7 protein-coding genes are annotated in these 9,316 nt (G+C 72.5%); 3 read left to right on the top strand and 4 right to left on the bottom strand.

Annotated elements, in window-relative coordinates; all coding sequences use genetic code 11:
• Positions 1-34: 34 nt before the first annotated feature.
• A complete protein-coding gene (locus ACWDS7_RS43435) occupies positions 35-1,783 on the bottom strand; it encodes a gamma-glutamyltransferase family protein (protein WP_451934055.1) in 1,749 nt (582 codons plus the stop codon).
• Positions 1,784-1,913: 130 nt separating this feature from the next.
• Here ACWDS7_RS43435 and ACWDS7_RS43430 point away from each other — a divergent pair, with 130 nt between their 5' ends.
• The 3 genes from ACWDS7_RS43430 to ACWDS7_RS43420 all read left to right on the top strand — a co-directional run bounded on the left by ACWDS7_RS43430 (position 1,914) and on the right by ACWDS7_RS43420 (position 5,267).
• A complete protein-coding gene (locus ACWDS7_RS43430; protein ID WP_451934054.1) occupies positions 1,914-3,035 on the top strand; it encodes a sensor histidine kinase in 1,122 nt (373 codons plus the stop codon).
• On the top strand, positions 3,032-3,679 hold the full coding sequence (locus tag ACWDS7_RS43425) for a response regulator transcription factor (RefSeq protein WP_306858749.1): 648 nt from the start codon (positions 3,032-3,034) through the stop codon (positions 3,677-3,679). Before ACWDS7_RS43430 ends, ACWDS7_RS43425 begins: the two co-directional genes overlap by 4 nt.
• 139 nt (positions 3,680-3,818) lie before the next feature.
• Positions 3,819-5,267, top strand: a complete 1,449-nt coding sequence (locus ACWDS7_RS43420) for a tetratricopeptide repeat protein (RefSeq protein ID WP_451934053.1) — start codon at positions 3,819-3,821, stop codon at positions 5,265-5,267.
• Between the two features lie 174 nt (positions 5,268-5,441).
• Here ACWDS7_RS43420 and ald read toward each other — a convergent pair whose 3' ends face one another.
• The 3 genes from ald to ACWDS7_RS43405 all read right to left on the bottom strand — a co-directional run bounded on the left by ald (position 5,442) and on the right by ACWDS7_RS43405 (position 9,182).
• Positions 5,442-6,557, bottom strand: coding sequence for an alanine dehydrogenase (ald, locus tag ACWDS7_RS43415; protein ID WP_451934052.1), 1,116 nt, complete (start codon positions 6,555-6,557; stop codon positions 5,442-5,444).
• A gap of 437 nt (positions 6,558-6,994) precedes the next feature.
• The gene (locus ACWDS7_RS43410; RefSeq protein ID WP_451934051.1) at positions 6,995-7,612 is read right to left on the bottom strand and encodes a TetR/AcrR family transcriptional regulator; all 618 of its coding nucleotides are present in this window, start codon (positions 7,610-7,612) and stop codon (positions 6,995-6,997) included.
• A 7-nt stretch (positions 7,613-7,619) separates the two neighbouring features.
• Positions 7,620-9,182 (bottom strand): MFS transporter, encoded by a 1,563-nt coding sequence (locus tag ACWDS7_RS43405; protein ID WP_451934050.1) that lies wholly within the window; start codon positions 9,180-9,182, stop codon positions 7,620-7,622.
• Positions 9,183-9,316 lie beyond the last annotated feature (134 nt).

Below are 9,316 nucleotides of genomic sequence, written 5' to 3'. Positions count from 1 at the left end.
GCCGGTCCGGCCCGCCGCGGGCACGCGAGGAGGGCTACCGGTGCCCGCTCACCACCAGGGCGCTGCCGCCGCCCCTGCGGGTGGGCTCGGCGACGGCCTGGAGCCTCCCGTGGCGGAGGAACTCGACGGCGGTGGCCGCGCCGATCTCGGGATTCAGCACGAGGCTGTGTCCCCTGGCGGCGAGCTCGGCGCCGTAGCGGTCGATGAAGCCCTGCTCGGCCTGGGTCTGGGCGGTGTTGCGCTGGGTGGCCCGGGGGGCGGCCAGCGCGTCCGGCAGCGACATGCCGAGGTCCCACCGGTTGACCAGGATCTGCAGCACGGTGGTGATGATCGTGGAGCCGCCCGGCGAGCCCAGCGCGAGCAGCGGCCGGTCCCCGGCCAGGACGATCGTCGGGGCCATCGAGGAGCGGGGGCGCTTGCCGGGCCCGGGCAGGTTGGGGTCGCCCGGGGCCGGGCCGAAGGTGAAGTCGGTCAGCTCGTTGTTGAGCAGGAAGCCCCGGCCGGGGACGACGATGCCGTTGCCGCCGGTGGACTCGATGGTGATGTTGTAGGCGACCACGTCGCCCCAGCGGTCGGTCACGACCAGGTGGGTGGTCTCCGGTCCCTCGGCGGGCGTCTGCGCGGACTGCGCCGGGGTCGCGGCCGCGCACGGCCCGTAGGCGCCGTCGGGCTCTCCCGCCGGGGCCGGATGGGCCATCGCCCGCTCGCCGACCAGGCAGGCGCGCTCCTTGGCGAACCCGTCGGACAGCAGCTCCTTCAGCGGCACGCCCGGGATGTCGCCGACATACTTGCCACGGTCGGCGAACGACAGCCGCGAAGCCTCCAGATACTCGTGCACGCCGACCTCGGGGAGGGCCTCCAGGATGTTGAGCGCCTCACCGACCGTCGAGCCGCCCGAGGACGGGGGCGCCATGCCGTACACGTCCATGCCCTTGTAGGTCATCTTCGTGGGCGGCCGTTCGAGCGCCCGGTAGGCCCGCAGGTCCGACAGCTCCATCAGGCCGGGCCGTACGTTGCGGGTGGCGCCGGGCGTGACCGGCGGCCGCTTCACCGTGGCCACGATCTCCGAGCCGAGCCGCCCGCCGTACAGCCAGCCGCCGCCCTCCTTGCCGAGCCGGCGGTAGGTGTCGGCGAGCTCGGGGTTGCGGAAGGTGGTGCCGACCGCCGGCGGGGCGCCGCCGGGGAGGTAGAGCTTGGCGGTGGAGGTGAAGTCCTTGAACCGGGCCGCGTTGGCGGCGGTCTGGTCGTGGAAGGTCTGGTCGACGGTGAACCCCTCGGAGGCGACCCTGATCGCGGGTCGGAGCGCCTGCCCGAGCGAGAGCGTGCCGAAACGGCGCAGGGCCAGCTCCCACTGGGCCACGCTGCCCGGCACCCCCGCCGACAGCCCGCTGGTGACCGCCTCGTCGAACGCGATGCCCTCCAGGGAGGAGGCGGTCATCGCCTGGGGCGCCGTCTCCCGGCCGTCGATCGTGTGGACCTTCCTGTGCCGGGCGTCGTAGTAGAGGAGGAACCCGCCCCCGGCCAGCCCGGCCGAGTAGGGTTCGGTCACGCCCAGCGTGGCCGCCGCCGCGACCGCCGCGTCGACCGCGTTGCCGCCCCGGCGCAGCACCTCCAGCGCGGCCTTGCTCGCGTCCAGGTCGACGGTCGAGACCGCTCCGCCGTATCCCTCGGCGACGGGCTCCTTCTTCACCGGCGGCGGAGACGCCGCCACCGGCTGCGCGTACAGGATGGAACCACCGGCCAGGATCCCGGCGAGCGGCACGGCTAAGCGACGAGCGATCATGATGGCCTCCCACAGACAGCTTGTCTCAGCTCGCCTGCCCTGTCAGCCCCTCCGATACCACCGGTGACGTAGTGCCCGCTGCCCCGCAGGGCGGATGTGCCGCTCAGCGGGCGGACATAGGGTTCTGGACGTGCGTGCCAAACTCCGCTGGGTCGACCCGATGCTCCCGCTGTTCATGGCGGTCCTTCAGGTCACGACGACCTGGGGCGCCCAGTGGAACCAGCCCGACCGCGTCCAGGTGGACGCGGTCGGCGTCGCGCTGCTGGTGGCCGGGCCGCTCGCGCTGGCCGTACGGCGCCGCCACCCGGTGCTCACCCTGATCGCCACCCTGGCCGTGACCTTCGTGTTCATCGCCCGGGGCCACGCCTACGGCCCGATCTTCTTCAGCCCGGTCATCGCGTTCTACAACGCCGTCGTCCTCGGCCACCGGCGCGTCGTCTGGGCGTTCTCGGCCGCGGCCTACGTGTTCTTCGTCGTCTACACGACCTGGCTGGCCCCCGTCCCCAGCCCCGGCCTGTGGCACATGTTCGCGATAGCGGCGGTCATCGGGGTCATCCTGGCGTTGGGCGAGTTCGTCCGGGCCAGGAGGGAGCGGCTGGCCGAGCACGAGCGGGTGGTGCAGGAGGAGGCCCGGCGGCAGGCCAGCGACGAGCGGCTGACCATGGCCCAGGAGCTGCACGACGTGCTCGCGCACAACATCTCCCTCATCCATGTCCAGGCCTCCACCGCGCTGCACCTGATCGACGACCAGCCCGAGCAGGCCCGCACCGCGCTCACCACGATCAAACAGGCCTCCAAGGACGTGCTGACCGAGATGCGCTCGGTGCTCAGCGTGCTCCGCGACGGCGCGCCCCGCTCCCCCACGGCCGGGATGGAGCGGCTGGAGGAGCTCATCGAGCGCAGCGGGCTGCCGGTCACCCGGCGGGTCACCGGCCAGGTCAGGGCGTTGCCGCCGGGAGTGGACCGGGCCGGCTACCGCATCGTCCAGGAGGCGCTGACCAACGTCACGCGGCACGCGCCGGGCTCCACGGCCGCCGTCCTGCTGGAGTACGGCCCCCGCGAGCTGCTGATCCGGGTCACCGACTCCGGCGGCGGGCCGCCCGGAGAGAGTCTGGGCGGCGGGAACGGCATCCCCGGCATGCGGGAGCGGGCGGCCGCCCTCGGCGGCTCGCTGACCGCCGAGCGCCATGGACAGGGCTTCCGCGTCGAGGCGCGGCTGCCGATCCCGGAGATCCCGGAGGGACAGGAATGATCAAGATCGTCCTCGCCGACGACCAGGCCCTGGTCAGGGCCGGGTTCCGGGCCCTGCTCGACGCGCAGCCGGGGATGACCGTGGTGGCCGAGGCCGCCGACGGCGCCCAGGCCGTACGGCTGGCCGCCGAGCACGAGCCCGACGTGGTGCTGATGGACATCCGGATGCCGGGCATGGACGGCCTGACCGCCACCCGGGAGATGCCCCCGGGGCCGAAGATCATCATTCTGACGACCTTCGAGCTCGACGAATACCTCTTCGAGGCGCTCCGCAACGGCGCCAGCGGCTTCCTGGTCAAGGACACCGAGCCGGCCGAGCTGATCCAGGCCGTCCGCGTCGTCGCCGACGGCGACGCCCTGCTCTCCCCCGGCGTCACGCGCCGCCTGATCTCCGAGTACGCCAGCCGCGCCAAGCGGCCCCACCCCTCCCAGGACCTGAACCTGCTCACCGACCGCGAGCGGGAGGTCCTGACGCTGGTCGGCACGGGCATGACCAACGACGAGATCGCCGCGAAGCTCTTCATGAGCCCGGCCACCGCCAAGACCCACGTCAGCCGCACCATGATGAAACTGCACGCCCGTGACCGGGCCCAGCTCGTCGTCATCGCCTACGAGTCAGGGCTGGTCCGCCCCGGCTGGGTCTGACACGCCCGCGCCACTCCGAGCGGATGCCGGCGCTGAGGGGCGGGGGCGGGTGGGCGCGCGAGGGCAGGCAAGTCCGTGATTACGCTCCGCCATCGCACCGTCACGTGTCACCCTGTGCATTGTCAACGAGGAGGACGACATGGGGTGGTGGCAGGGGGGCCGGCAGCCGCCTGGTGACTCGCCTCCCGCCGCCCGGCACGCCGGGCACGACGCCGACGGCGAGGCCGAGCTGCTGCTGGCCGCGCACGGCGGCGACGCGCAGGCCGCGCACCTGCTCGGCCGTCACTTCACGCAGCGGGGCGACCGTTCGGCGGCGCGGCACTGGTGGGAGCGGGCGGCGGCCGGGGGCAACATGGACAGCGCCTACAACCTGGGTGTCTGGCACGAGAAGCACGGCAGCCTGGCGGAGGCCGTGAGGTGGTACGGACTGGCCGCGGCCACCGGCGACGCCGAGGCCGCGGCCAACCTGGCGACGCTCCTGCTCGAACAGCGCGGCGACGTGCCCGCCGCGCGGCGGTGGTTCGAGACGGCCGCCAGGGCGGGCTCCCGCCCGGCCGCCCGGCGGCTCGCGCTGATCTGCGAGGACGGCGGCGAGCCGGAGGCCGCCGTCGAGTGGCACCGGCGGGCCGCGCTGGCGGGCGACCTGGCCTCCGCGCATGACCTGGGACTGCTGGCCTACGCGTCCGGCCAGGACGACGAGACGCTGCGCTGGTGGGACCTCGCCGCCCGGGGCGGCCACGCCGACGCGGCCTACCACCTGGGGCTGTTCCTGCGGGCCAACCAGGATCCGGAGGGCGCCGAGGCGTTCTACCGGCTGGCCGCCGGGGCCGAGCACCCCGGGGCCGCCTCGCAGCTCGGCGGGATCGCGCTGTCCCGGGGGGATCTGCGCACCGCCCGCGCCTGGTTCGAGCGGGCCGCCCACGCCGGGCGGATCGACGACCAGCGGACCGCCGGGTTCGTGTGCGTGGAGCTGAGCGACCCACGGGCGGCCAGCCACTGGTTCGGCAGGGCGGCGGCCGGCGGGGATCCGGAGGCCGCCTTCAACTACGGCCTGCTGCTCATCGCCGAGCACGACGACCTGCGGGGCGGCCGGCACTGGTTCCGCCGGGCGGCGCTGGCCGGGCACCCCCGGGCGGCGGCCGAGCTCGCCTCGCTGCTGTCGGCGACCGGTGCCGCCGGTGAGGACGAGCGGTGGCTGGGTGAGGACGAGCGGTGGCTGTCGGACCCGCCGCCCCCGATCTGGGATCGGGCCGCCGAGCCCGAGCTCGTCGCCCGCGCGGAGCTGGCCGCCGCCGCGGCGGCCCGGAGCGGCTCCCCGCTGCCGGTCGGCGACCTGACAGAGATCCTCGGCACCTGGGACCTGGTCACCCGGCCGCTGCTCGACCACGCCGACGTCACGGCCTGGCTGACCGGGCAGAGCGGCCTGCGTCCGGCGGCGGTCGAGCACCTGGCCTCGGTCCGGGCCGCGCTGCTGCGTCCCGGAAGCGCCCCCTGGCCGGCCGCCACCGAGGTCGAGCACGTCCTGGCCACCGCCCGTGACCTGCGGGCCCGGCTGGGGTCGCGGCCCCAGGCCCCGAGAGCGCGCTGAGACCGCGGACCGCGGCGAGAGCGACGACCGCGATGGGTTCCAGGACCGCGTGGGAGCGGGCCTGCCCGCTCTCGCGCGAGACGGCCGGGAAAGAAGCGACCCCATGACCACAAACGTGATCATGGGGTCGCCCGCCGACCGGGCGGAGGGCGGGAGTGAGCCCGCGGACCGGGTCTAGGCGGCGATGACCTGGGAGACCGGCACGTACGGCAGGTCGAGGGCGAGCGCAACCTGGTCGTTGGTGAGCTCACCCGCGTGGGTGTTGAGGCCCAGCGCGAGGGCGGGGTCCTGCTGGAGCGCCGACTTCCAGCCCAGGCCGGCCAGCTTGACCGCGTAGGGCAGCGTCGCGTTGGTCAGCGCGTAGGTGGAGGTGTTGGCCACCGAACCCGGCATGTTGGCCACGCAGTAGAAGATCGAGTTGTGGACCTGGTAGGTCGGTTCGGCGTGCGTGGTCGGCCGGGAATCCTCGAAGCAGCCGCCCTGGTCGATGGCGATGTCGACGAGCACGGAGCCCGGCTTCATACGGGAGACCAGGTCGTTGGAGACGAGGGTCGGAGCCTTGGCGCCCGGGATCAGCACCGCGCCGATGACCAGGTCGGCCTCCAGGACCTCCTTCTCGATCGCGTAGGAGGTCGAGACGAGGGTCTTCAGACGGCCCTGGTAGATGGCGTCGATGGAGCGCAGGCGGTCGACGTTGAGGTCGAGGACCGTGACATCGGCGCCCATGCCGACCGCGATCTGCGCCGCGTTGAGGCCGGAGACGCCGCCGCCGATGACGACGACCTTGGCCGGGGCCACGCCGGGCACGCCGCCGGGCAGCACGCCCCGGCCGCCGTTGAAGCGCATCAGGTTGTAGGCGCCGACCTGCGGGGCCAGGCGGCCCGCGACCTCCGACATCGGGGCCAGCAGCGGCAGGGTGTTGCCGACCTGGACGGTCTCGTAGGCGATGCCGGTGACCTGCTGCTTGAGCAGGGCGTCGGCGCACTCGCGGCCGGCGGCCAGGTGCAGGTAGGTGAAGAGCACCTGCCCGGCGCGCATGCGGTGGTACTCCTCCGCGATCGGTTCCTTCACCTTGAGGATCATGTCGGCCTCGCCCCACACCTCGTCGGCGGTGTCGAGGATCTTGGCGCCGGCGAAGAGGTAGTCCTCGTCGGGGAGGTGGGAGCCGAGGCCAGCGCCACGCTGTACATAGACGTCGTGGCCGTGACGGACCAGTTCGTGCACCCCTGCCGGGGTGGCGGCGACACGGTACTCGTGGTTCTTGACCTCGGCGGGGACGCCGATTTTCATCAGGGTTCCTTTCGGAGTTTCAACGGGGTGGCGAAGCACAGGTCGAACGGGCTCGGGCGTGGGCGGGCCGTGCACGGCCCCTCCGGAGGGGCCGTGCCGCCGAGCTGATCGCCGCCGGCCACGACCCGGCCCTGGTCGCCCGGATCATCCGCCTGGTCGACCTGGCCGAGTACAAGCGCCGGCAGTATCCCCCGGGCCCCAAGATCACTCCCAAGAACTTCGGCCGCGACCGCCGCCTGCCCATCACCAACCACTGGCGCGAGACGATCGCCTGAGCCCCGGAGCCCTCCGCCGCGCCCGGGGAGCGCACCCCGGGGGCGGCCGGCGCACCCGGGGGCACGGTCACTCGGCGCCGGGCGGATCCGGCGGTCCGGCTCCGACGGGCCCGACGGGCCCGTCAAGCTCCAGGCGGCCGGTCTACAGGGTGCGCGGCGGTCTCAGCGGGGGCCGAGGCCGGCCATGAGCTGGCCGACGATCTGTTCGGCGATGTCGTCCGGGATCTCCTGCTCCTCGCCGAACCCCGCACTGCGGACGTACCACATCATGGTGCCGACCAGCGTCGCCATCGCGACGGGCACGTCGAGATCCGCCCGGAGCTCGCCCGTCGCGACGCCGCGCTGCAGCACGGCGGCCATCACGGCCCTGCGCGGCTCGATCGTGGCCTGCCGGATCCGCTCCACCAGGCGGGGATGCCGCTCGGCGTCGTTCATCGCGATGTTCATGACGCACCGCCTGCGCGCGTCGCACGAGTCGCGCCGGACGACCTCGAGGTAGGCGATCAGGTCCTCGCGGACCGACCTGCCCCCCATCTGCGGCAGCGGCGACTTGAGCTGCGCCAGGGCGTCGACGACCAGGTCCTCCTTGTTGGACCAGCGCCGGTAGATCGTGGTCTTGCCCACCCCGGCCCGGGCGGCGATCGCCTCGATGGACAGCTCGGAGACGTTCATCCCCTCGCCTATCAGGTCGAGGGTCGCGTCGATGATCGCCTTCTCTGCCCTGGCGCTGCGGGGGCGGCCCGCCGGGCGGGCCGCCTGCGTCTCGTCAATCGTGGTCATCGTGTGCCTACACTACTGCCGGTTCCTTGTCCTGAGAGATGTGCTCGACAGGGGGCAGCGCGGCGCTCTTGCCGGGCAGCCACTTCAGCACCACCAGGGCTCCGAGCAGCGCGACCACGGCCGAGACCAGGGCCGTGGTGTGCATGCCGTCCATGAAGGCCCGCTTGGCGGGCTCGATCAGCGCCGCGCCGCGCTCGCCGAGCCCCCCGGCCACGCCGAGCGTGCCGGTCAGCGACTCACCCGCGATGTGCCTGAGCTGCTCGGGCAGGCCGGTCAGCGAGGGGGCGATCTCGTCGCGGTAGATGGCCGACAGCAGGGAGCCGAGCAGGGCGACGCCGAGCGCGCCGGCGACCTGGCGGACCGTGTTGCTCATGGCCGAGCCGACACCGGCCTTCTCCCGGGGCAGCGCCTCCATGATCGCGGTGGTCGCGGGCGGCATGAGGTTGGCCATCGCCGCGCCCTGGACGAAGAAGACGATCTCGATCGCCAGGATCGAGGTGTGCTGGTCCATCAGGGCGTAGGCGGCCAGCGCGCCGGCCACGATGACCATGCTCACGGTGGCGGTCAGCTTGCCGCCGAAGCGCTTGGCCAGCTGCTGGCTGAGCGGGGCGAAGATGATCTGTGCGGCGGCGAACGGGATCATCAGCGCGCCCGCCTGCAGGGCGCTGAAGCCCAGCACGATCTGCAGGTAGAAGACCAGGAAGAACATCGCGCCCATCATGGCGAAGAACACGATGCCGATCATGCCGACCGCGGTGGCGAAGCGGGGGTCGCGGAAGTAGGTGACGTCGAAGGCGGGGTGGTCGATGCGGCGCTCGTACCAGACGAAGGCGGCCAGCACGGCCACGCCGAGGAGCGTGGGGACCAGCACCTCGGCGCTGGCCACGGTGGCCAGCTCGCCGCCCCGGATGATGCCGTAGGTGATGGCGACCAGACCCACGATGGACAGGATCACGCCGACCGGGTCGAGCTTGGACGGCTTGGGGTCACGCGACTCGGGCACGACCAGCGCGATGAGCACCATGCTGATCAGCACGATCGGCAGGTTGATCAGGAAGACCGAGCCCCACCAGAAGTGCTCGATGAGCAGGCCGCCGGTGATCGGGCCGATCGCCACGGCGATGCCGACGCCGCCGGCCCAGACGCCGATCGCCTTGCCGCGCTCCTGCGGCGGGAAGACGTTGGAGATGATCGCGAGTGTGGCCGGCATGATCGCGGCGCCGCCGATCCCCATGAACGCCCGGGCCACGATCAGCTGCCCGGGATCCTGGGAGTAGGCGCTGGCCAGCGAGGCGAGGCCGAAGAGCACCATGCCGATCATCAACATGCGCTTGCGCCCGGTGCGGTCACCGATGACACCGAAGGTGAACAGCAGGCCGGCGAAGACCAGGGTGTAGGAGTTGATCGCCCATTCCATCTGGCTCTGGGTGGCGCCCAGGCCCTCCACCGGGTCGGCGATCGTCTTGAGGGCGACGTTGAGGATCGTGTTGTCGAGCACGACCGCCAGGAGGCTGAACACCAGCACCCCCAGGACCTGCCACCGCCTCGGGTGGCCAAGCTGCTGTTCCATGGGACCCCATTTTCGATACGGTAAAGTTTCGCAACGCAACCGTAGCGCCTATCTTTTCGATACGCAACAGTTTCGTTTCGTATTCACCTCTCGTTAACGGGATGGGGACTCAGACGGCGACGGGCACCGGCTTC

This window comes from Streptosporangium sp. NPDC003464, assembly GCF_053588315.1.
The sequence above is the reverse complement of the archived record's forward strand: the minus strand, read 5'-3'. Positions and strand labels throughout refer to the sequence as shown.

What these genes read in the sequence shown, in the direction of transcription:
- ACWDS7_RS43435 (WP_451934055.1), bottom strand. Translation starts at nt 1,783, where the DNA reads ATGATCGCTCGTCGCTTAGCCGTGCCGCTCGCCGGGATCCTGGCCGGT.
- ACWDS7_RS43420 (WP_451934053.1), top strand. Translation starts at nt 3,819, where the DNA reads ATGGGGTGGTGGCAGGGGGGCCGGCAGCCGCCTGGTGACTCGCCTCCC.
- ACWDS7_RS43425 (WP_306858749.1), top strand. Translation starts at nt 3,032, where the DNA reads ATGATCAAGATCGTCCTCGCCGACGACCAGGCCCTGGTCAGGGCCGGG.
- ACWDS7_RS43405 (WP_451934050.1), bottom strand. Translation starts at nt 9,182, where the DNA reads ATGGAACAGCAGCTTGGCCACCCGAGGCGGTGGCAGGTCCTGGGGGTG.
- ACWDS7_RS43410 (WP_451934051.1), bottom strand. Translation starts at nt 7,612, where the DNA reads ATGACCACGATTGACGAGACGCAGGCGGCCCGCCCGGCGGGCCGCCCC.
- ald (WP_451934052.1), bottom strand. Translation starts at nt 6,557, where the DNA reads ATGAAAATCGGCGTCCCCGCCGAGGTCAAGAACCACGAGTACCGTGTC.